At 56.1% G+C, this 20,197-nt stretch carries 22 protein-coding genes; 12 read left to right on the top strand and 10 right to left on the bottom strand.

Annotated elements, in window-relative coordinates:
- The first annotated feature begins 48 nt into the window (after positions 1-48).
- The 4 genes from ABLO27_RS11910 (at position 49) to ABLO27_RS11925 (ending at position 4,270) form a co-directional block, all read left to right on the top strand.
- Entirely contained in the window at positions 49-1,563 is a 1,515-nt protein-coding gene (locus ABLO27_RS11910; protein ID WP_353033140.1) for a sugar ABC transporter ATP-binding protein, read from the top strand.
- Between the two features lie 10 nt (positions 1,564-1,573).
- Positions 1,574-2,587, top strand: coding sequence for an ABC transporter permease (locus ABLO27_RS11915; RefSeq protein ID WP_352945995.1), 1,014 nt, complete (start codon positions 1,574-1,576; stop codon positions 2,585-2,587).
- 56 nt (positions 2,588-2,643) lie between these two features.
- Positions 2,644-3,666, top strand: coding sequence for a substrate-binding domain-containing protein (locus tag ABLO27_RS11920; RefSeq protein WP_353033509.1), 1,023 nt, complete (start codon positions 2,644-2,646; stop codon positions 3,664-3,666).
- A 175-nt stretch (positions 3,667-3,841) separates the two neighbouring features.
- The gene (locus ABLO27_RS11925; protein ID WP_353033141.1) at positions 3,842-4,270 is read left to right on the top strand and encodes an FKBP-type peptidyl-prolyl cis-trans isomerase; all 429 of its coding nucleotides are present in this window, start codon (positions 3,842-3,844) and stop codon (positions 4,268-4,270) included.
- 180 nt (positions 4,271-4,450) lie between these two features.
- Here the strand turns inward: ABLO27_RS11925 and ABLO27_RS11930 are convergent, their stop codons facing one another.
- The 4 genes from ABLO27_RS11930 to ABLO27_RS11945 are packed head-to-tail and all read right to left on the bottom strand — an operon-like array spanning position 4,451 to position 9,129.
- Positions 4,451-5,986: a tripartite tricarboxylate transporter permease gene (locus tag ABLO27_RS11930; protein ID WP_353033142.1), complete on the bottom strand. Its 1,536-nt coding sequence runs from the start codon at positions 5,984-5,986 to the stop codon at positions 4,451-4,453.
- Positions 5,987-5,990: 4 nt separating this feature from the next.
- On the bottom strand, positions 5,991-6,470 hold the full coding sequence (locus ABLO27_RS11935) for a tripartite tricarboxylate transporter TctB family protein (RefSeq protein WP_353033143.1): 480 nt from the start codon (positions 6,468-6,470) through the stop codon (positions 5,991-5,993).
- Positions 6,471-6,494: 24 nt separating this feature from the next.
- Positions 6,495-7,490 carry a Bug family tripartite tricarboxylate transporter substrate binding protein gene (locus ABLO27_RS11940; RefSeq protein WP_353033144.1) on the bottom strand — a complete coding sequence of 332 codons (996 nt, stop codon included), beginning with the start codon at positions 7,488-7,490 and terminating at the stop codon, positions 6,495-6,497.
- A gap of 55 nt (positions 7,491-7,545) precedes the next feature.
- Positions 7,546-9,129 carry a sulfatase gene (locus tag ABLO27_RS11945; RefSeq protein WP_353033145.1) on the bottom strand — a complete coding sequence of 528 codons (1,584 nt, stop codon included), beginning with the start codon at positions 9,127-9,129 and terminating at the stop codon, positions 7,546-7,548.
- Positions 9,130-9,232: 103 nt separating this feature from the next.
- On the opposite strand from ABLO27_RS11945, the gene ABLO27_RS11950 reads away from it, so the two are divergent.
- The gene (locus tag ABLO27_RS11950) at positions 9,233-10,120 is read left to right on the top strand and encodes a LysR family transcriptional regulator (RefSeq protein ID WP_353033146.1); all 888 of its coding nucleotides are present in this window, start codon (positions 9,233-9,235) and stop codon (positions 10,118-10,120) included.
- A 42-nt stretch (positions 10,121-10,162) separates the two neighbouring features.
- Here ABLO27_RS11950 and ABLO27_RS11955 read toward each other — a convergent pair whose 3' ends face one another.
- The gene (locus tag ABLO27_RS11955; RefSeq protein ID WP_353033147.1) at positions 10,163-11,392 is read right to left on the bottom strand and encodes an MFS transporter; all 1,230 of its coding nucleotides are present in this window, start codon (positions 11,390-11,392) and stop codon (positions 10,163-10,165) included.
- A 174-nt stretch (positions 11,393-11,566) separates the two neighbouring features.
- Here ABLO27_RS11955 and ABLO27_RS11960 point away from each other — a divergent pair, with 174 nt between their 5' ends.
- From ABLO27_RS11960 to ABLO27_RS11980, 5 genes are all read left to right on the top strand, one after another.
- Positions 11,567-12,775, top strand: coding sequence for an SLC13 family permease (locus tag ABLO27_RS11960; RefSeq protein ID WP_353033148.1), 1,209 nt, complete (start codon positions 11,567-11,569; stop codon positions 12,773-12,775).
- 157 nt (positions 12,776-12,932) lie between these two features.
- Positions 12,933-13,907 (top strand): signal peptide peptidase SppA, encoded by a 975-nt coding sequence (gene sppA, locus ABLO27_RS11965; RefSeq protein WP_353033149.1) that lies wholly within the window; start codon positions 12,933-12,935, stop codon positions 13,905-13,907.
- Between the two features lie 24 nt (positions 13,908-13,931).
- Positions 13,932-14,231 (top strand): integration host factor subunit beta, encoded by a 300-nt coding sequence (ihfB, locus tag ABLO27_RS11970; protein WP_299476276.1) that lies wholly within the window; start codon positions 13,932-13,934, stop codon positions 14,229-14,231.
- A 65-nt stretch (positions 14,232-14,296) separates the two neighbouring features.
- A complete protein-coding gene (locus ABLO27_RS11975) occupies positions 14,297-14,662 on the top strand; it encodes a LapA family protein (RefSeq protein WP_353033150.1) in 366 nt (121 codons plus the stop codon).
- Between the two features lie 23 nt (positions 14,663-14,685).
- Complete coding sequence (locus ABLO27_RS11980) at positions 14,686-15,594, top strand: ornithine cyclodeaminase (RefSeq protein WP_353033151.1); 909 nt, start codon at positions 14,686-14,688, stop codon at positions 15,592-15,594.
- A gap of 288 nt (positions 15,595-15,882) precedes the next feature.
- On the opposite strand, the gene ABLO27_RS11985 is transcribed toward ABLO27_RS11980, so the two are convergent.
- Entirely contained in the window at positions 15,883-16,266 is a 384-nt protein-coding gene (locus tag ABLO27_RS11985; RefSeq protein WP_353033152.1) for a VOC family protein, read from the bottom strand.
- A 160-nt stretch (positions 16,267-16,426) separates the two neighbouring features.
- Between ABLO27_RS11985 and ABLO27_RS11990 the strand changes: the two genes are divergently transcribed.
- On the top strand, positions 16,427-17,002 hold the full coding sequence (locus tag ABLO27_RS11990; protein ID WP_353033153.1) for a DJ-1/PfpI family protein: 576 nt from the start codon (positions 16,427-16,429) through the stop codon (positions 17,000-17,002).
- Between the two features lie 10 nt (positions 17,003-17,012).
- On the opposite strand, the gene ABLO27_RS11995 is transcribed toward ABLO27_RS11990, so the two are convergent.
- Positions 17,013-17,624 (bottom strand): trimeric intracellular cation channel family protein, encoded by a 612-nt coding sequence (locus ABLO27_RS11995; protein WP_353033154.1) that lies wholly within the window; start codon positions 17,622-17,624, stop codon positions 17,013-17,015.
- Positions 17,624-18,037 (bottom strand): hypothetical protein, encoded by a 414-nt coding sequence (locus ABLO27_RS12000; RefSeq protein ID WP_353033155.1) that lies wholly within the window; start codon positions 18,035-18,037, stop codon positions 17,624-17,626. The genes ABLO27_RS11995 and ABLO27_RS12000 overlap by 1 nt, the downstream gene beginning before the upstream one ends.
- Before the next feature lie 112 nt (positions 18,038-18,149).
- Between ABLO27_RS12000 and ABLO27_RS12005 the strand changes: the two genes are divergently transcribed.
- On the top strand, positions 18,150-18,953 hold the full coding sequence (locus ABLO27_RS12005; RefSeq protein ID WP_353033156.1) for a hypothetical protein: 804 nt from the start codon (positions 18,150-18,152) through the stop codon (positions 18,951-18,953).
- A 105-nt stretch (positions 18,954-19,058) separates the two neighbouring features.
- Here the strand turns inward: ABLO27_RS12005 and grpE are convergent, their stop codons facing one another.
- Together grpE and trxA are read right to left on the bottom strand one after the other, a co-directional pair.
- Positions 19,059-19,697, bottom strand: a complete 639-nt coding sequence (gene grpE / locus ABLO27_RS12010; RefSeq protein ID WP_353033157.1) for a nucleotide exchange factor GrpE — start codon at positions 19,695-19,697, stop codon at positions 19,059-19,061.
- A gap of 147 nt (positions 19,698-19,844) precedes the next feature.
- The gene (gene trxA / locus ABLO27_RS12015; RefSeq protein WP_352946041.1) at positions 19,845-20,165 is read right to left on the bottom strand and encodes a thioredoxin TrxA; all 321 of its coding nucleotides are present in this window, start codon (positions 20,163-20,165) and stop codon (positions 19,845-19,847) included.
- Positions 20,166-20,197 lie beyond the last annotated feature (32 nt).

The following is a 20,197-nucleotide window of genomic DNA, read 5'->3' on the forward strand; positions in this document are numbered from 1 at the left end:
GTAACAATACCCAACGGGAGAGGAGCTCGTATTTTTTTGGGAGGAACGGTGCAAAACGTCACCTGCAAACTCCGCGGACTGGAGAAATCCTTCGGACAGAATCACGTCCTGAAAGGCATTGATCTGGATTTGCGGGCCGGAGAAGTCACGGCGCTGATGGGAGCAAACGGAGCGGGCAAGTCCACGCTCGTGAAGGTGCTCTGCGGCTATCACTTTGCCGATGCCGGAAACATCGAGCTCGGAGGCCGGCCCTTCGCGCCAGTTGATGCTGCCGACGCAATCTCCAAAGGTGTGGTCACGGTCCACCAGTCCATCGACGACGGCGTCATTCCCGATCTGGACGTGGCCACGAACCTGACACTCGACCGCTTGACCGAGCCGGGTGTCGGCCTGTTCGTCAATGACAGAAAGCTGCGTCAGAAAGCACGGCAGGTCGCCGAAAGCATGGGCCTGACAATGGATGTGCGCACACGGGTTGCGGATCTGGATGTCGCCGACCGCCAGATGATCGCTATTGCACGTGCAATGGCCAGGTCGCCAAAGTTGCTTATTCTGGACGAACCGACCTCATCGCTGTCAGCCTCTGAAGCCGAGCGTCTTTTCACGCTGATCGACCGGCTGCGCGCCGAAGGTGTCGCGATCCTTTACATCTCGCACCGCATGTCCGACATCCGCCGTGTCGCCGACCGGATCGTCTCCATGCGCGATGGTGCGATATCCGGTATCTTCGAAAGCGAGCCGCTCGACTATGTCGGTGCAGTCAACGCCATGCTCGGTCACCAGATGACCGAAGTGGATATTGATCCGGTTTCCGGCGGCGAAGTTGTTCTGAACATCGATAACTTGAAGCTGTTCGAGGACAGCAGGGAAATCAATTTCACAGCCCGGGAAGGTGAAGTGGTTGCCTTCACCGGTCTGCTGGGAAGCGGCAAGACCCGGCTTGCGGAGATCATATTCGGCCTGGCTGCCCCGGAAGGCGGCAGACTTCAGCTCGACGGTCAGGACTACCTGCCGAAAGATGCCGCGGATGCGGTTTCCAAGGGTGTCTTCATGTCGCCGAAGGATCGCAGCGTGAATGCGGTGGTCCAGGATTTCGATATCGCCAACAACATGACCTTGCCTTTCCTGAAGGCGTTCAGCCGTTTTTCTTTCCTGAGCGACAGGGCACAGCGCAAGGCGAGCGACCAGATGATCGGCAAGATCGGGGTCGTTTGCCAGACCAATTCAGACGGCATCGACACACTGTCCGGCGGCAATCAGCAAAAGGTCATGATTGGCCGCTGGTTGCTGAAAGCCTCGCGTGTTCTTTTGCTCGACGAGCCGTTTCAGGGTGTGGACATCGGCGCAAGGCGCGATATCGGTCGCTATATCCGCCAGACGGCCAATGGCCGCGCAACTCTGGTTTTTGTTGCCGAGATTGATGAAGCCCTGGAAATCGCAGACCGGATCGTCGTTTTGAACGAAGCGGCCATTGCCGGCGAATACTTGAACAAGAATGTCGACCTGAACAGCCTGGTTGCGGACGTGTCCGGCCCCGGTGAGCGGCTGGCTCTCGCAGGATGAATTTGGAACAATGAACAAGAACGCACTCGATTTTGCCATTCGATATGGCTTCCTGGTCCTGCTCGGCGGCCTTGCCCTGTTTTTCTCGCTTTACGCAAGCGGATTTGCCAGCCCCCGCTCGGCTGTCTTCGTCCTGCAGTCCGTCGCAATCACCGGCATCCTGGCGCTTGGTGTGACCTGTACGCTGGTTGTGGGCGGGTTTGATCTGTCCATCGGTTCCGTGGCCACATCGGCCCTGATGCTGTCCGCCTATACGATGGTGATCATGGAGCAGTCGGCATTCGTCGCTGTTGCTCTGTGCCTGCTGATGGGTGCCGCCGTCGGACTGGTCAATGGCCTGCTCATCGTCAAGATGCGCGTTCCGGACCTTCTTGCGACCCTTGGCATGATGTTCCTGCTGATCGGTCTTCAGCGTATTCCAACACAGGGCAACTCGATTGCAACCGGCATGAGCCTGCCTGACGGATCCGTAGCCGAAGGAACATTTTCCGCGGCCTTTCTCTGGCTTGGCCGACATCGTTTCGACCTGTTCCTGGATCGCCTGTTGCCGGTTCCCGTTGTCGTTTTCCTTTTGATCGCCCTCTTGATCTGGCTGTTCCTCGGTTACACAAGACATGGCCGTTTGATGTACGCGATCGGTTCCAACGAACGGGCGGCCGAGTTGGTCGGCACCAACGTTCACCGCTACAAGATCGTCGCCTACATGATTTCCGGCATGCTGGCCTCTGTTGGCGGCATTCTGCTGGCCGCCCGCCTCGGCCGTGGCGATATCGCCTCCGGAAACAACCTCTTGCTTGACAGCGTTGCCGCTGCGCTCATCGGCTTCGCCGTTCTGGGGGCCGCACGCCCCAACGCCTTCGGCACGGCCGCAGGCGCCCTGTTTGTCGGCATTCTTCTTCAGGGTCTCACCATGATGAATGCCCCTTACTACATGCAGGATTTTGTCAAAGGCGCCGTTCTGGTCGCCGCTCTGGTTTTCACATTCTACCTGTCCTCGCGCCGCGGTGGCAGGAGAACAGCGTGACGCCGCCAAGGCGCCCGTTCATATTGGGAGGAAGCAATATGCTCAGACGTGAATTTATGAAGTTGGCCATAGTGGCCGGAATTGGTTTCACGGGGGGCAGCGCCCTTGCTGCCGACATGCCCGCCCCGTTCGACAAGCCGGAAGACGTGAAAATCGCCCTGGTGCGCTACCTGTCCACCGGTGACTTCTTCCAGTCTTACCTGTCTGGCGTCGAAAAGCAGGCCGAAGCGCTTGGCGTCGATCTGCGTGTTTTCGACAGCCGCCAGGATGCCGCACTTCAGGCGGACATGGTTGATCAGGCCATCGCGCTCGGCGTTGATGGTATCGTCATTCAACACGGTCTGACGGAATCCATGAAACCGGCTGCGCAGAGAGCGGTCGATGCCGGCATCAAGGTCGTTGCCTTTGACGTCAACGTGGAAAACGACGCCATCCCGCAGGTCGAGCAATCCGACTACATGCTTGGCAAGCTGGCCCTTGAACAGGCCATCAAGGACAATGGCGACGCCTTCACCGCCGGCTATGTCTATGTACCGGGGATCGCACCGCTGGACCGGCGCGACGTGGCCTGGAAAGAAGTGAAGAAAGACAATCCGGGCATCAAGGAAGCGGCCATGTTCGGCACGCTGGACAACCCGATTGCCAACTCCGTTGCCAACCAGGCGCGGTCAGTTCTGCAGGCAAACCCCACCATCAACGTAGTGTTTGCACCCTATGACGAGTTTGCAAAAGGCGTGAAAATCGCCGTTGACGAGGCCGGTCTCAACCAGGACATCAAGATCTATTCCGCCGACGTTTCAACTGCCGATATTTCCGCAATGCGCGAGCCGGATTCTGCCTGGGCAGCAACGGTTGCCACCAACCCGGCCGTTGTCGGCGAGGTCAGCGTTCGTACTCTTGCGCTCATGCTGGCAGGAGAAGACCCGGGCAAACAGGTCATTGTTCCGCCGACCCTGATCACCCAGGCGTTTCTCAACGAGCAGGACGTCAAGAACATGGAAGATCTCGGCGAAAAGATGCCTCAGTTCCAGCATGCGGACGTCTCCGTTGCTGAATGGATCCCGTTGCCGAAACGCTAAGGCGACCCATATCACTCTCTTCAGACCCGGCACCTCGTTGCCGGGTTTGTCTTTTGGTGCTCACCGGCGAAACTTTACATTTGCCTATCACTCTTTAAGTTGAAGACCTTACGACGAGCACCCGCCCCATCTTGCGGCCTCAAAACCCACCCAAGACAGAATTGCGATACCCATCATGACCGAAGCCAAGAGTGGCGACACGGTACGTCTTCATTACAAGGGCACGCTGGATGACGGCTCAGTATTCGACAGCTCGGAAGGCCGGGATCCGCTGGAATTCACTGTTGGATCCGGCCAGATCATCCCGGGTCTCGACAAAGCCATTCCCGGAATGAAGATTGACGACGAGAAAATCGTCAGGGTTGAAGCTGCAGAAGCTTACGGACCGCATAACCCGGCCGCCAAGCAAGCCGTGCCGCGGTCGAATATTCCCGAGAATGTACCGCTGGAAGTCGGTCTCCAGCTGCAGGCGCAGACAGAGAATGGCCAGATGATGTCCGTGACCGTTGTTGAAGTTTCCGACGATGAAGTCATCCTGGATGCCAATCACCCGCTGGCCGGTAAGGACCTGACCTTCGAAATCCGCCTGATCGGGATCAACTGATTTTCTGATCAGACAGCGGACTTGGCAGCATCCGAGATGCATTTCGATAAATGACTGAAACGCCTGACGCTGCCTGAAGTCCAGGAATTCAACGCGATGGGAAAAACAAGAAGCCCGCCTGTTGGCGGGCTTCCAGCGCGTGGATCATTCAAAGTGGAAAAGACGATCCGAACGCGCCTGTCAGACTTCCGGCGCCCTTGACGCCTGATCGAAACCATTGTCCTCGCCGGTTCGTTTTCTTCCCTGGCGCAGCGCGAACCAAACGGCTCCCAGGACAAGCAGAACGTTGATGCCGATCAGGACTGCCGAAACAGGGCGATCCAGAAAAATCCAGTGCCCGTCATGGGAAATCAGAAGTGAGCGCCGGTAGTTGTTTTCCAGCAGTGGTCCGAGAATCGCTCCGATGACGATCGGCGCCAAGGGATAGTCCGCCACCCGGAAGAGAATTCCGATCACTCCGAATGCGAACATCACCCACAGGTCGAAGACAGAGGCCTGGAGAGCGAATGTTCCGATTGCGCACATGAGCAGCACAACGGGAATGAGGTGCGATTTACGGATGCGCAGGACGTAAACAAAAAGAGGTGTGGTCAGTATCCCTGCGACGAGCAGCATCAGATTCGAGGCAAGGTAGACGAGAAAGACACCTCCAACGATTTCCGGCTGCTGCTCGAACAAAGTCGGCCCCGGGAACAGTCCAAGTATTAGAAGGGCACCGATCAGAACGGCGGACGACGCATCACCCGGAATTCCAAGTGCGAGCGATGGCACAAGCGTGCCGCCGACTGTCGCGTTGTTGGCGCTTTCGGTAGCAACCACACCGCCCTCTTCCCCTTCGCCGTATTTCTCGTCCGGTCCGGCAGTTGCCTTGGCAGCAGCATAGGCAGTGAAGGAGCTGATCACGCCGCCTGCGCCCGGCAGAGATCCAAAGAACGCCCCGATGGCACTCGATCTCAGAAGATTGGTCCAATGCTTCAGCGTCAGAAGGATGGACGAGAAATTGGCCCTCACCACCGGTATGTCCGGTTTTCGCGTCAGACCGGATCCCATGATCTGGAACGCCATTTCCGAAACAGCGAACAAACCGACCACCACAGCCACGATGTGAAAGCCGTTGAGCATGTGATGAGAGCCGAATGTGAAGCGATAGCCGGTGGAAAATTCATCTGTTCCGATTGTCGCCAGAAGCAATCCGAAACACCCGGCAAGCAAGCCCTTGATCAAAGATCCGCCCGATATAACGATGATCGCCGTCAGACCGGTGATCGCCAGGGCAGTGTATTCGGGCGGCGCGAAGCCGCTGGCAAAATTGGCCAGAAGCGGTGCGAAGAAAATCAGCACGATACCGCCGAAGAGCCCACCCAGAGCACTCGCCGTGATCGCGATGCCGATCGCATCCGCCGCCCGGCCTTTTTGCGCCATTGGATAACCATCGAACAACGTTGCCGCGGCGAGCGGTGTCCCCGGGATGCGCAACAGGATTGCCGAAATCGAGCCTCCGCAGGACCCACCGACGAAGATGGCGATGAGAAATCCCATCGCGGCAATCGGCGGCTGGCCGATCGCGACCGGCAACATCAGGATGATGCCCATCAGGGGCCCCAGGCCCGGAAGTGCGCCGACCAGCAGACCGAACAGGAGACCTGCAAGTGTCAGTCCGAGAGCAAGCGGTGTTAGAAACAGACCGAACCCGGTGCTGAGAGAATCAATCAACATGTGCTTACCACGGGATGTTCAGATGCCAGATGCCGCCGGGCAGGACGATCTTGAGGAAGACTTCGAACAGGAACGCAAGTCCGAAGGATATCCCGATGCCGTAGATCAGCATCGGTACCGGCCGCCGGTACCCGCAGACCCAGAGCAATGCCATGAGCATTGGTGGTGTCGACAGGTGGTAACCGAGCGTTCCCAGCGCCAGCAGATAGCAGGCAAAGACTGCAAGCAATGCAACCGGTCTTGCGAGTTGCGCCATTAAAACGCGCGGGCCTGGAACCTTTAGCCGCCAGACGCTGACAGCCGCCAGGACAAGAAGCCCCGACATCAGGATTGCCACCGCCTTCGGATAGGCCGCCGCGTTGTCATAGGGTGAGCCGGATGCGATTCCCTGTTCTGTCATTGACGTGGAGATTTGCTGAAACACCACGCCGATGACGCAGGCGAAGATCAGGAGAACCAGCCATTCCGCATGTTTCCTGGTCATGATCTTCGCCCTCCTTCAGAAGGTTTACTGCCGAACTTTCGCAAGTTCTTCTTCTTCCCATTTGAGGGCATTGCCCATCGCCCCGAGCTGGTCGGCAACCGGACCGACGACTTCTTCATACTGGTCGTGATCCCAATCAAGAGGAACGAAGCCTACACGGGTGATTGCTTCGCGAACATCCTCGCGTTTCATGGCTGCTGCCATTGCGCTGCGAAGTGCTTCGGTTTCCGCATCCGGAGTTTCGGGATGAACGAGCCACCAGGTCCAGCCCATCGGAGCCAGGCCGGACAGGCCGAGATCGATGTCGAGATCCGTGATGCTGGGTGCCCCATCATACGACGCCTTGGCACCGGGCAGTTCGGACAGAACCAGCAGGATGTCGAAACCTTCCTTGTCCTGCAGATAGGCGCCAACATTCACGAACGCGAAGTCCAGGACACCGGATTTCAGATCCTTGCGTGCATCACCGTCCGTTTTGTAGGGAATGTTCTGGGCCACGACGCCGTAGGACTGGAGAACCTTCGCGATCACCATGTGCGGCAAGTTGTTGCGAGAGCCGGAGGAATAGCGAAGCTTGCCGGGATTGGCCTTGCCCCATTCCATCATTTCCTCAAAGCTGCTCCAGCGCGTTTCACCGACGCGACTGCCGATAGAGAAGGCGTTCGACACTGCTGCATGGAGCGGCTTGAAGTCCTTGTAGGTCCATTCAGCGTTGCCGAGCACAGGCTGCAGAACCAGTGGTGCAACATACCCGTCGATGACCGTGTACCCATCGGCCGGCCTGCTCATAGCCGTTTTGAACGCCTTGGTCCCGGCGGCTCCCGGCGTCGAAATGACGGTCATCGCAACACCAAGTTCCTCTCCCATGGCCTTGGCGATGATCTGGCTCATCGACATCGCGGTTCCGGCGGACCAGGGAAACACGTTTTCAACCGTGCGCTCCGGAAACTCTGCTTTTGCTGCACTGACGCCAAGCACAGAGGCGATTGCAACACCTGCAATCATCATCCTCTTGAACATTTCATTTTCCTCCCGTTGATACCGGTCAGCCCTCACTGACCGAATGTTTGCTGCATTAATTGCGACCGGTCATACCCGCGCGATGGGCCTCCAACCCATAGTGCGAATAGATTTCCTCCGGTGCGTTGTGCTTGAGAAGATGAGCGACGATCGCCACGCACAATCGCGAAACGACGACTTCATCATTGATCGGATCGAGCTGGCCCGGATCGTTTTCGAGATCAAACAGGCAGGACCCGTCGTGCCAGTTGGCAACACAGGCCTGTCCGGTTTCCCCGATGTCCGGGTCCAGCGTGATCTTCAGAAGCGGTGACCCCTTTGTGAAATCGAATGGCTGGGCAAGTTCCGCCGAGCGCATCTCGTCATCGCTGAAAAGGTTCTCAAGATGAGACGGCATGACCGTGTAGGCCGGCAATGCCTGACCGTCCGGATCCTCTGGAAAACGATAGTAGCTGTAACGCCCGTCCGTTACACAGATCGGACCTGCGAACATGCCGAGGATCGCGGTATCCCGCTCCGGTGCCGTTCCCTTCAGAACCGGCAAAACGGAATGGGAGGTGACTTCTTCAGGAATGTCGATGCCATGGAAATCCAGAAGCGTGGGCATCAGGTCGGTGGTTTGCGTCAACCCGTCTACGGACCGTCCTCCTGACCCTGCCATGGAAGGATGCCAGATCATCAGCGGAATATGTGAGATTTCCTCGTAGTAGGGCATCTTGTTCTTGGCCCACCACTCATGCTCTCCCAGCAGAAATCCGTGATCGGTGGTCAGAACGAGAGCTGTTGTCTGCCAGGCGTTTTCCCTGTCGAGCCAGTCGAGCAACTTGCCGAAATACTCGTCGCACATGGCAACAAGCGCAGCATAATTCGCCCGGATCTCCGCGACCTCTTCTTCGGAGTTTGTGACTTTTTCGTAAATTGGCCAGTCCAGGATCTTGCCCTTGTAGCCGGTGGCAAACGCCTCCTTGAACCTTTGCGGAGCCGTGAAGGGTTCATGGGGATCAAAACACTCCAGCTGAAGGAACCAATTGTCCGCTGCCCGATTGAGTTCCAGAAACTCGAGCGCGCTCTGGAAACACTTTGCGGTTGGGTAATCCCGCTCTTCTTCCATGAAGATCGTATTGGTGGCGTGGCGAAGTCTTCGCCAGGTTGTCTGATCCGTGTTGCGCCGGGTTATCGTCTCCCCGTCCTGCAGACCACCCATCGGATAGTGGCGCGCGTCGAACTTTTCACGCAGCCGGGCGACGGGAGGTTGGGTAAGAACCTTGATCGCGTCGTATTCCTGACCACGGATGAAGTCCCAGCTGTCAAAGGCATTCACGTAGCCGGACCCACCATTCTCAAAATAATGCAGGTGGTCCGACACGATGTGTGTGTAGACGCCATTTTCGCTCAGGATGGATGCAAAACTATTGTCGAACGGCTCCAGCGGGCCCCAGGGCCGATGCATGAAGTTCAACCGGCCCGTATGCATATCCCTGCGTGCCGGCATGCAGGGCAGCGACCCGGCATAGTGTTTTGTAAATGTTGCGGCTTTTTGAGCGAAACGGTCGAAATTCGGGGTGGGAACAGCGGTACCGCCATATGCGCCGATAGCGCTGCGGTTCAATGAATCAAATAGCACGAAGATAGTGCGCATCAGGCTTTTGCTTCCTCCCTACCCGGTTACTGCTTGCGTACTCTAGGGATCTCGACGAAATTCGAAAAATGAAAAATTTGGACGCTAGCCATAGAGAAATGGAATGGATAGGAACCTTGCGACGCTCTTGATGATTGCCAAAACCGGCAACATGACCACGGCGGCGGAAAAGCTGTTCATCACGCAGCCGACACTCACCAAAAGACTTCAGCAGCTCGAGCAAACCTACGGTTCCAAGCTGGTCGAGAGACTGCCGCGCGGAGCAAGGCTGACACCGATGGGTGAAGAACTTCTCCCCTTTGCGCGAAGGATAGAACAGTCCTACCTGCAGGCGAACGAGGCACTCAACGCATTCAAGGGCGGGCACCTTGATGAAATCAGGGTCGGTGCAGGCCCTTTGTTTCACCTGCGATACCTGGGAAAGGCCTTCGCGGTTCTGCATGACGAATTTCCCGACACCCGCATCAGGCTGACGGCCGACGTCAACTCCCGGAACCTGCCGAAAATCCGTCAGGGACTTCAGGACCTGATGTTCGGAACAACGGAAAACCTCGATCCGGATGATGAAGTCCACTTCGTTCCCCTCACCATCGTGGAACAGGGCGTGCTTGTCAGTGTTGAGCACCCGCTCGCACGCGGCGACAGCGTCCGGGCGCAAGACCTTCAGGATGTCAGTTGGATTGTCTACAGCGATACGCCTGAAAACGAGGAAATGACGAACGCCTATTTTGCGCTTCAGGGACTGAAACCGCCGAACATGGTTCTGCAGACTAGTTCCTTTGCGCTTGGCCTGCAGATGCTGGAGCGCAGCCGGAGCGCCATGACAGTGCCTGCCCAGCTGGAGCCGACGCTCGACCGAACCCGCTACAAGGTATTGAGGCCTGACCCGCCCATCAGCCGGAAACCCGCAGGCGCCTTTTTTCGAAGTTCCTCGATTGCATTTCCGGCTGTCGCCCGGCTGATTGAAATCGTGCAGGAACAGATTGGATGAAACAACAGAATAGGGGCAGCACTCGTACAGACCGGTGAACGGCTATTCGGCCACTGCGGGTTCTGGAGATACATCAGTCTGCTTGACCAGCGTTTCTTCCATGAAGACCAGAAAGATGATCAGTCCCACCGCCGCCGTTCCTGCAAGGCTCATGAAACCGACAGTGTAATTGGTGAACTGCACGATATATTCGGCAACGATGTTGCTAAGGGATGCTCCAATGCCGATCAACATCGCCAGCACGCCTTGCGCAAGGTTGAACCGGCCGGTGCCGTTGGTAATGTCTGCCAGAACGAGCAGGAACACCATTGCAAAAATACCGTTGGCGACGCCGTCCAGCGCCTGGATCGCGACAAGTGCCACCGGATTTTCAAAATAGGCGAACAGAAACCCTCGAAACGGCAGCACGGCAAAAGCAATCAGAAACAATGGCTTGCGACCCCAGACATCCGCCTTCTTGCCGCAGAAAATCGCCATACCGATCATGACCAGCTGCGCTGCAATCACACAGGCGGCGGTGAAGGCAATTCCATGTTCGGCATCGCTGTTGGATGACAGTTTCTGACTGACGAGGGGTAGCATGGCCGCATTGGCTGAGTGAAACAGAAAGATACAGATCGCAAAAACCAGCAGCCGCCTGTCCTCGAACAGACTCATGATCCCTTCCGGATTTCCTGAACCCTTCTTTTCTTCCGCGAGCCCACCACGCGCCAGATCATGATCAATCGCGTTCCTGTCGATCAGCAGGGCACAGAAGATCATGCCGCAGGCCATCGCCGCAACCAGCCAGAACACACCTAATGCCGACCAAGTGAGTGCAAGAATGGCTGCCAGGATGGCTGCAATCATGTTGCCGGCATGGTTCCAGGCCTGATTGGCGCTGGTCTGCCTGGTGAAATAGGCATGCCCGACAAGGCCAAGGGTCACCGCAGCAATCAACGGCCCGAGAAAGGCAGAGGCCGACCCGATCAGGATCTGTGCTGTGTAAACAGCCGCTGCATCATTGAAAGCCAGTATGCCGAGTGTGCTGGCCGCAATGGCAATCGCACACCCGATCAAAAGGGTTCGTTTCCAGGTAACCGCGTCAACGATGGCGCCGGCCGGCGACTGCATAATCACCGTCGCTATGCTTCCAGCGGCAAGCGCAATTCCGATGGAACCCGGCGACCAGTGCTGCAGAGAAAGAAGATAGATTGCGAGGTAGGGGCCAATCCCGCCAACAACGTCACCAGCAAAGAAATTCACTCCGAGCAACGGTTTGTTCAGCTGCATAACATCTTTCCCGCGCCTGTTTGAAGATCTGGTGCAATTCTCGCCGACTACACATAAAAATATTATTTACCCATTTTCATGCACCTTAAAATGGAATACCGATGTTTTCCATAAGGAATCGCGAGACTCAATTAAATGCCTTTAAGTTTAATTGTATCTATATTTGTGTTTTTCATGATTGCGATCCGTCAATGGTTGCCGAGCTGGGTGAAGATCTGGCAAATCATGACGGCTGGTGCAGTATTCCTCTTGGTAACAGGTAACATTTCACCTTCGGAAGCACTTAAGGCAATCGACTGGAACGTGATCGCCTACCTGTTTGGCGTGTTCGCCATTTCTCATGCGTTATTTGCCTCCGGCATATCCAATGAGGTCAGCAACTGGATCTGCGCCGATTCCCGCCCGGTTCCAGCGATCCTCTTCTATTTCATTCTGTTCGTGACCGCCGTGTCGGCCGTGCTGACGAATGATGCGGCAGCTGCCATTGGAACTCCGATCGCAATTGCAATTGCGGCAAGTCTTGGAATTCGCGCTGCCCTGCCCCTGATTGCCCTGTGTGTGTCGGTCACGGTCGGAAGCATGTTCTCGCCGGTCGGCAATCCGCAAAATCTTTTGATCGTCGCTGATGGACACTTCACCAATCCGGTGGCCGTGTTTCTGGAATGGCTGCTTGTCCCCGGCCTGGTTTCTCTCGCTTTCACGCTGGTTTGGTTCTGGTACTGCTTTTCAAGGGAAGAACAGGGTGATGCACCCTCCCATGTTGCACCGGAAGAACAGACAATGCGGCAGTGGCCGGCGCTTCTTTCCACCGGGCTTCTGTGTGTGCTCGTCCTGATCGACAGTTTTGCGCACGGCTCCTCCTGGGCGCCGGACCTGCCGCTCGGAGCGCTCAGTCTGATAGCCGCCGTGCCGCTCTTCCTGTTCTCCTCACATCGGGTTCAGCTTGTGAAGGAGGTCGATTGGCACACGCTCATCTTTTTCGTGTCCATGTTCATCGTGACGGGTGCCGTGCTGAAGTCAGGAGCGCTTCAGGAATGGCTGAGCCCATGGCACGACCAGCTGGGCGATCCGGTGCTGGTCACATCGATTGCCTTCTTCGGCAGCCAGGTGTTTTCAAATGTGCCGCTTGTCGAGATTTATCTGAACCTTCTGAAGGGTCATGAAACTGCGACACTGATGCTGCTCTCCGGCATTTCCACGCTTGCGGGGAACCTGTTCATCCTGAGTGCTGCCAGCAATGTCATAATCGTCCAGCAGACCGAGAAACACGGCGTGACGCCGTTTCAGTTCTGGCAATTCACCCGCTACGTCCTGCCGGTAACCGTTGTATCCCTGATCGCGTGTTACGCTTGGGTTGCCTTCGTTACAGAGCTCAACGGGTGACCTGGCGGCCGGAACGTCAGCGTCAAAGAATTCGCCCGCTATACGTGAAACTGCCGCAATCTGATGCGAAAATTGCGATAAGCAATTGCAATTCCAGTCATACTCACCCTATGTAGGTGCTGGTTTTCATACGTTCTTGTCCGGAGAAACCCTGTTCATGCCTGTTGATGTTGACGCCCTGGTGGATAGACGGCGTTTGCGGCGCAAAGTCACTTTCTGGCGCGTGGCAACCTTTGTCGTAATTGCAGGGGCGCTTATCGCCGGCCTTGCCTACGTATCGGGAACGACCGGCAAGCGGTCCGCTCACATTGCCCGCATCCCTATTGAAGGCGTGATCCTTGAAGATCGCAAAACGCTGAAAATGATCGAAAGGATCGGCAAGGCAGACGCGGTCAAAGGCGTTCTTGTCTCCATCAACTCTCCCGGTGGCAGCACCACTGGCGGCGAGGCGATCTATCAAGCCTTGCGTGAACTGGCAGAAAAGAAACCGGTCGTCGCCGAAATCCGCACGGTCGGAACGTCCGCCGGCTATATGATCGCCTTGGCCTCAGATCACATTGTGGCACGGTACAATACCATCACCGGTTCGATCGGCGTCCTCTTCCAGTTCGGAAACGCTCAAAAGTTGCTTGAGACGGTTGGCGTCCAGATGGAAGCCGTAAAAAGCGCACCGCTCAAGGCGGAACCTGACTTTTATTCCGAAACCACGCCACAGGTACGCGCCATGCTGCAATCCCTGGTGACGGACTCCTATGAATGGTTCGTCGGCCTGGTTGCCGAGCGCCGGGAACTGGCGCCAACCAAGGCAAAGGAACTTGCCGACGGCCGCATTCTGACCGGTCACAGGGCGATGGAAGAAAAGCTCGTCGATGCCATCGGCGGGGAAGATGTCGCAATCTCCTGGCTGGAAACCGAAAAGGGTGTTGCAAAGGATTTGCCCGTCGTCACATGGACGACAAACAGCAACCTTGAAGAGCTTCCATTTTCCTCACGCGTCTCGCGAGAGTTCGGAAAAGGCATCGGATCTGCCCTCTTAAATCCTATTATTGATGCTAAGGGGCTGATTCCTCGAGGTCTTACGCTTGACGGGCTCGTATCCGTTTGGCAGGCTTCTGACGCGGCAGACAAATAATCGTTAAGCGAGAGGGGGCGCAGCATGATCAAATCAGAACTTGTTCAGCACATCGCCGAGCAGAACCCGCACCTTTATCAGCGTGATGTTGAGAATATCGTCAACGCCATTCTGGATGAAATCACAGAAGCCTTGATGCGTGGGGATCGCGTCGAACTGCGCGGATTTGGCGCATTCTCTGTCAAGAACCGTCCGGCCAGAGTTGGCCGGAATCCTCGTACCGGTCAGAAAGTGGAAGTGGATGAGAAACACGTTCCCTTCTTCAAAACCGGCAAGGAAATGCGTATACGTCTGAATGACGGTGTAGACCACGGCGACGATTAGTTTGCGCCGTTCCGGCTTGCCCGTCTCGAACTGAATTCTGATCTGGTAAAAACCGGGAGGCCACCGTGACCCGTTTCGTCAAGTATGTGATTTTGTTCGCAATCGCGGTGGTACTGCTTCCCTTGGCAGTCACAAACAGGCACACGGTTTCCCTGTCCCTGAACCCCTTCGATCCGCAGGATCCGCGGCTGACCATTCCCGATATTCCGCTGTTCTGGGTTATCTTTGCGAGCCTTTTGATCGGCATCATTCTTGGTGGGTTTGGTGCCTGGGCAAAGCAGGGCCGCTGGCGCAAGGAGGCGCGGGTCAAGCGCCGCGAGGCCGACAAGTGGCACAAGGAAGCTGACCAGCTGAGGGATATGCAGGCGACTGCGCAACCGTCATCCAATCTCAAGGGCCTTGCCGGACCGGATAATCGCTCGGCGGCGTAACGTATTTTTCGTATAATCGTCCGATGCGGATCATATCCAGCGACGAAATTGAAGCATGTCTTGAGGACAGACCTGTTCTGGAAACCCTGAGGCGTGCCTTCCGGTCCAACACCGTCACGCCGCTCATTCCCGATCTGGCGATCGACCGGCTTGATCAGCATTCCGGTCATTTGTCCTTTCAACCGGCCTGGACAGACTTTGCCGCGCAAGGCGACGTCTCCAGAGGGTATATCGGCTGCTCGCTTGCCCTGGACCTGCCTGAGCAGAACGGCCTCTCTTCAGGCCTTTACATTCTCTTTTCCGGGTCCGGCGGCCAACCGATCGCCTTGATCGACGGTGTTCGCCTCAATGCCTGGCGGACAGCAGGGGTTCACGCCCTGGCCGCCGCCTACCTCTCGCGCGAGGATACCTCCCGGCTGCTCGTCATCGGCGACGATCCCCGTCTTCCAAGACTTCTGTCTGCTTATGCCGCGGTGAGAAATTTCACGTCGATCCTGCTTGCCGGTGTTTCGAAAGAGACCCAGAAGAGGATCAGCAACCAACCTGCCATGGCAGGCGTTCATATCGGTGTGACGAATGAAATTCATGCCGCGCAGGAAGGCGCGGACATGATCTGCGTTGCAGGGCCGGAATACGATACCCAGACGCATCACTCGCTGACCTATCTCGATCCACCCGCCGGGTGCCACATTGACGTGCTGGACACAACCGCGCTCCTGCCATCGGAGCTGCTCGAGGAAGCCCGACTGTTTTCTTCCGACCTCTCAAATCCGCCGAGATCTGAACTGGAATGGGCTGCGGACCTCAAGGAACTTGCGCAGGGCAACAAGGCAGGGCGTCGATACTACGGCCAGAGAACCCTGTTTATTCCCGGCCCGGGAACCGGGCTGGCCGACTATGCGCTCGCTGCACACATTTTTTTGAGGTCATAAACTCTGGAACTTCTGGCATCATGTCCCACATTGCAGGGTCAGCAGGGGTTAAACCAGAAAGCGAGGACCTGAAAGGATGCCCGTATCGCCAATAGGCGGAGAATGGGCCCGCTTTCCCCATTGTCGTTTTGCAAAGGAGCAGGAAATGCTGACGACACTTGCCTATTCGGCAAGCCTACCGGTGATCGCATTTGGACTGATCGTTTACGTGTCGGGCACGTTTGGGCTTGTATTTTAAGAAAAAAGCCGGTTCGAAGGGAACCGGCTTTTTTTGTGTGCGACCGTCGTTCAGCCCGCCATTTCCGCCGGTGTCATCCAGCCCTGTGCCGCTCCGTTCACATCCTTGAGGATAGCGATCCGGCCAACGCCGGGAACATCGAATGGCGGACGGACAATTTCGCCGCCATGCGCCTTGGCCAGATCCAGGCGCTCGTCAACGTCGTCCACCGCGATGTAGGAAAACCAGTGATCCGGAAGTCCGTCAAATTGCGGGCCGTTCATCGGGAAGAGACCTGCAACCGGTTTGTCGCCCAGCTTGGCAAGCAGATAGATACCTTCTTCCATCGGCATTTCCGTGAATGTCCAACCCAACGTCTTGCCGTAAAATTCACGGGCCTTCTCCGTGTCGCGGGTCATCAATTCGTTCCAGTAAAAAATACCGTGCTCAGCCATCTTGGCCTCCACCTTGTCAAAAATAACAAAGCCAACACTACTCTCTACCGCATCAAAACACCATGATCATGCTGCGTCCGGAAAACACTCCTGACGGAGGGGTGTCAGGAGTGGTTCGCTATGCTCTTCCGATCGAAGCGAACATCCCGGAGCCAAAAAAGTGTTACCGATCATCATTCTCCTGACCCAGCAATATTCTGATTGGGAGATCGCTCCCCTGGCAGGACTTGGGCGGGCGTTCTATGGCGCTGAGATTGCCTTCGCATCGCCCACAGGTGGGCAGATTACCTCGGTTGCCGGTCTGTCCATCGCCAACACCGATCGCTTCAAAGTCCCGGAACGAGGCGTTGTTGTTGTTTGCGGAAGTCCTACTTTCGAAACTGATCCGCTTCCCGAAATCGAGGCCGGATTGCTGCAGGCATCCCGGAACGGCTGCGTTGTCGCAGGTATATGCGGCGGGACCGCGATGTTGGCACGTGCGGGCTTGCTGGACCATGTACAACACACCTCAAACACACTCGGCTACCTGGAAAAGCACGCTCCCTCCTATGCGGGTAGCGCTCACTATATCGATCAACCGTCCGCGGCACGGGGCGAAAACATCATCACGGCACCGGCACCTGCTCCCGCCAGTTTCGCGGTTGAAGTTCTGTCCGCCGCCGGCATCGACAGGCCGGCAGCGGAGCAGATCAGGCTTATGCTCGGAAAGGAGCATATCGGGCAGAGAACATCGTGATCGGGGAGTATCAGGTTGCACTCCCACCCCGATAGCCCGGCAGGGTCCAGCCGTAGAGGATCGCGCCACCACGCAACAAAAGTGCGATAGCCGCTGCAATTGCAGCGGCCATGACCTGTGGCAATCCCAGATGAGCAAGCACGACAAAGCTCCCTGCCCCCGCAAAGGCTGCTGTAACATAAATTTCGGATTTGACGATGGTGGAGGGATCTCGAGCGATCGTGTCACGCAGGATGCCGCCAAAGGTTGCTGTCGATACGCCCATCAGGACGGCGACCAGAACAGTGTCTCCAACCGACATGGCCTTGGCCGCCCCCATGACGGAATAAGCCGCAATACCGATTGCATCCGCCCATCTGAGTGGTTTGTTCAGCTTTTCGATCTGGTGAGCGAAAAACCAAACAATGATGCTGATAATCACACAGACAAAAAGATAGCCTTCATTTTCGACCCAGAAGACAGGAACACCAAGAAGCAGGTCCCGCAGAGTTCCGCCACCGATCCCGGTCAGCGTTGCAAAAAAGAGAAAGGCGACGAAATCCAGCTGTTTGCGGGAGGCAACAATGCCACCTGTGACCGCAAAGACGGCAACCCCGAGATAGTCCAAATATTGCAGCAGCATCACAGTCCCCCGAAGCGCGCTGTTGGATACAAGCTCAGAAAAGTATTGCCGACAAACAACCGATTTCCAGCACTGGATTCAGTGACGCCGATCGAGATCCCCATTAATTTCGCTGCTAAGTGGCAAGGAAACTTCGCGCAAAATATCCCGTAAATTTTCCGGAAAAAGCTGGACAGGGTTCTCATGCTTTCGCCAGGCCCCATGTTCGCCTTGACCCTCAATATCTTCAAAGACTTCTTGCTTATAAAGCGACTTATCTTGAAAGGCACATTCGACGGGAAAATTAATTTCGTGTTTTCGTTGACCGCCAGCAACTCTTCGGCAACGGGTCTGAGTATGATGGCCAGCGCCACGTTCCGAATGCACTCAGTCACCATTTCCACTTTCCGCTTAAAATCAACGAATTGGTGCACGGAACTTACTCCTGTCATCGACTATCGATATGTCAAACAGAGTGGAAAGATAGTTTGTGAGCGGCACACAAAACACTAATCATAGCTTCAGATTGATACTTCAGGATTCCCCATGACCTTCACCATTGCAGAGCACTTTACCTGCGGCAAAGATTCCCGTGGCTACTCAGAAGACCGGATCGTGATCTCGGAGAACCACTTTGGCGTTCTGGACGGATCAAGGGGCCCTGAAGGCCTTGGTCGGGAAACGATAGGTGCGATCCTCGACACAGCGGTCGAATATCTCACGTCCATTTCAGCAACCGCTCGGTTCGAGGACGTCGCAAGCGAACTCGACAGCATTACCCGCGTCTACAAGGACAGAGCTGGGGTTATCGATTTCAAACGATCGGGCGGATTTGTTTTTTGTCTCTACTCCAGCCACTTCAATGAAATCTGGCGGGTTGGTGACTGCAAATTTCGCAATGGCGGACGCGTCTATTCGAACATGTTCAAGGCCGAAGAAATTTGCGCGGCGGCAAGGTCACTTATCCTGAAGTCCAAACTGAATTCCGGTCTAACCCCAGAAGACATCATGAAGTCGGTTGATTATCATCATTCAATAGATGATCTGCTGTTGCATGAGGCCAGTTTCCTTAATGCAGCCAATGATCCATTCGGGATAGGGGCCGTTATTGGTGACGGCACCCCGACAGTTTTCCAGGAACGAGCTGAAGCACGTCCAGGCCGATTGGTAATCACGACCGACGGCTATCCGAAGGTTCTCGACACTCTCAAAGAGACCGAAGAGGAACTAAAGGCTCTGCTGATCAAGGACCCTCTCTGCATTGACGCCAACCAGCAATGCAAAGGTCTTGCACCCGGCCTGGTTTCATTTGATGACAGGTCGTTTGTTTCAGCCGACATCCAAGTCTGAACAAGCCCCTGGGTTTCCCCGAATGCTTTGATCATTTCCTACAAAAAACCGCTTCGGCCAAGGGCAGAAGCGGCTTTCGAAACTCGGGAAATTCCGGATTGTGCGTCAGGCGCTCTTGTCGACCGTCTGTCCGGCCCCTTCTGCGGTGGCCTGAGGTTGCGCAACCTCTTTCGGCCCGCCTTTCGAGACACCGACCATAGCCGGACGCAGAACGCGTTCGCCAATGACGTAGCCGGCCTGCACGACCTGAACAACCGTGTTGTTCGGCACTTCGGTGTTCGGCACCTCGAACATGGCCTGGTGGAAATTCGGATCGAATTTCTGGCCTTCCGGGTTCAATTTCTTCACGCCGTTCTTTTCGAGCTGGTTGAGCAGATCCCGTTCGATCATCTCAACGCCCTCGATCAGAGAAGCAATTCCGGCATCCGCGTTCTTGCGATCTTCATCCGGCAACGCGTCCATTGCACGGCGCAGGTTGTCGGACACGGTCAGCATGTCACGTGCGAAACCGGACACCGCATATTGCCGGGCATCCTTGATTTCTTTTTCGGTACGGCGGCGCAGGTTTTCCATTTCCGCCATTGTCCGAAGCGCACGGTCCTTCAGATCCGCGTTTTCAGCTTGCAGAACTTCGATCGGATCGATTCCGGCTTCTTCGGCAGCTTCCGGCTGCGCAGCTGCAGCTTCGGTTTCCGGGTTTACGCTTGCCGGCTGTTCTTCCGGGGTTTTGTTTTCGTCGCTCATGAATGTTCCGTTTGGCTCAAACTAGTTGCCGATGCTTATACGACCGGTTGTCCACTTTTTCAAAGAGGATCGGCGGACAAGCAAAAGCTTATCCGCCGGATGCGCTCATATGATGTCCACAGCCGGCCGGCCGCAGGCAAATAGCAATTAGATAGCGCTCTTGATCCAGTCGGAAAGCTTGCCTTTCGGGGCAGCACCAACCTGGGTTGCCATCGGCTCGCCATCCTTGAAGAGGATCAGCATCGGGATCGAACGGACGCCGTATTTCATAGCCATGTCCTGGTTCTCATCGATATTGAGCTTGGTGATCTTCACCTGGCCGTTCATCTCTTCGGAGATTTCTTCGAGCGCCGGCGCGATCATTTTACAAGGGCCGCACCATTCCGCCCAGAAGTCGACAACGACCGGGCCATCGGATTTCAGGACTTCGGTCTCAAAGGAAGCATCGGTAACTTGAGTGGTTGCCATATCAAGATCTCGTGGTTCTAGAATTCACGCCT

It is taken from the genome of Roseibium sp. SCP15, assembly GCF_040329435.1.
Classification (GTDB): Bacteria; Pseudomonadota; Alphaproteobacteria; order Rhizobiales; family Stappiaceae; genus Roseibium.

What these genes read in the sequence shown, in the direction of transcription:
- ABLO27_RS11915 (WP_352945995.1), top strand. Translation starts at nt 1,574, where the DNA reads ATGAACAAGAACGCACTCGATTTTGCCATTCGATATGGCTTCCTGGTC.
- ABLO27_RS11920 (WP_353033509.1), top strand. Translation starts at nt 2,644, where the DNA reads ATGAAGTTGGCCATAGTGGCCGGAATTGGTTTCACGGGGGGCAGCGCC.
- ABLO27_RS11925 (WP_353033141.1), top strand. Translation starts at nt 3,842, where the DNA reads ATGACCGAAGCCAAGAGTGGCGACACGGTACGTCTTCATTACAAGGGC.
- ABLO27_RS11930 (WP_353033142.1), bottom strand. Translation starts at nt 5,986, where the DNA reads ATGTTGATTGATTCTCTCAGCACCGGGTTCGGTCTGTTTCTAACACCG.
- ABLO27_RS11935 (WP_353033143.1), bottom strand. Translation starts at nt 6,470, where the DNA reads ATGACCAGGAAACATGCGGAATGGCTGGTTCTCCTGATCTTCGCCTGC.
- ABLO27_RS11940 (WP_353033144.1), bottom strand. Translation starts at nt 7,490, where the DNA reads ATGTTCAAGAGGATGATGATTGCAGGTGTTGCAATCGCCTCTGTGCTT.
- ABLO27_RS11945 (WP_353033145.1), bottom strand. Translation starts at nt 9,129, where the DNA reads ATGCGCACTATCTTCGTGCTATTTGATTCATTGAACCGCAGCGCTATC.
- ABLO27_RS11950 (WP_353033146.1), top strand. Translation starts at nt 9,233, where the DNA reads ATGGATAGGAACCTTGCGACGCTCTTGATGATTGCCAAAACCGGCAAC.
- ABLO27_RS11955 (WP_353033147.1), bottom strand. Translation starts at nt 11,392, where the DNA reads ATGCAGCTGAACAAACCGTTGCTCGGAGTGAATTTCTTTGCTGGTGAC.
- ABLO27_RS11960 (WP_353033148.1), top strand. Translation starts at nt 11,567, where the DNA reads ATGATTGCGATCCGTCAATGGTTGCCGAGCTGGGTGAAGATCTGGCAA.
- sppA (WP_353033149.1), top strand. Translation starts at nt 12,933, where the DNA reads ATGCCTGTTGATGTTGACGCCCTGGTGGATAGACGGCGTTTGCGGCGC.
- ihfB (WP_299476276.1), top strand. Translation starts at nt 13,932, where the DNA reads ATGATCAAATCAGAACTTGTTCAGCACATCGCCGAGCAGAACCCGCAC.
- ABLO27_RS11980 (WP_353033151.1), top strand. Translation starts at nt 14,686, where the DNA reads ATGCGGATCATATCCAGCGACGAAATTGAAGCATGTCTTGAGGACAGA.
- ABLO27_RS11985 (WP_353033152.1), bottom strand. Translation starts at nt 16,266, where the DNA reads ATGGCTGAGCACGGTATTTTTTACTGGAACGAATTGATGACCCGCGAC.
- ABLO27_RS11995 (WP_353033154.1), bottom strand. Translation starts at nt 17,624, where the DNA reads ATGCTGCTGCAATATTTGGACTATCTCGGGGTTGCCGTCTTTGCGGTC.
- ABLO27_RS12005 (WP_353033156.1), top strand. Translation starts at nt 18,150, where the DNA reads ATGACCTTCACCATTGCAGAGCACTTTACCTGCGGCAAAGATTCCCGT.
- grpE (WP_353033157.1), bottom strand. Translation starts at nt 19,697, where the DNA reads ATGAGCGACGAAAACAAAACCCCGGAAGAACAGCCGGCAAGCGTAAAC.
- trxA (WP_352946041.1), bottom strand. Translation starts at nt 20,165, where the DNA reads ATGGCAACCACTCAAGTTACCGATGCTTCCTTTGAGACCGAAGTCCTG.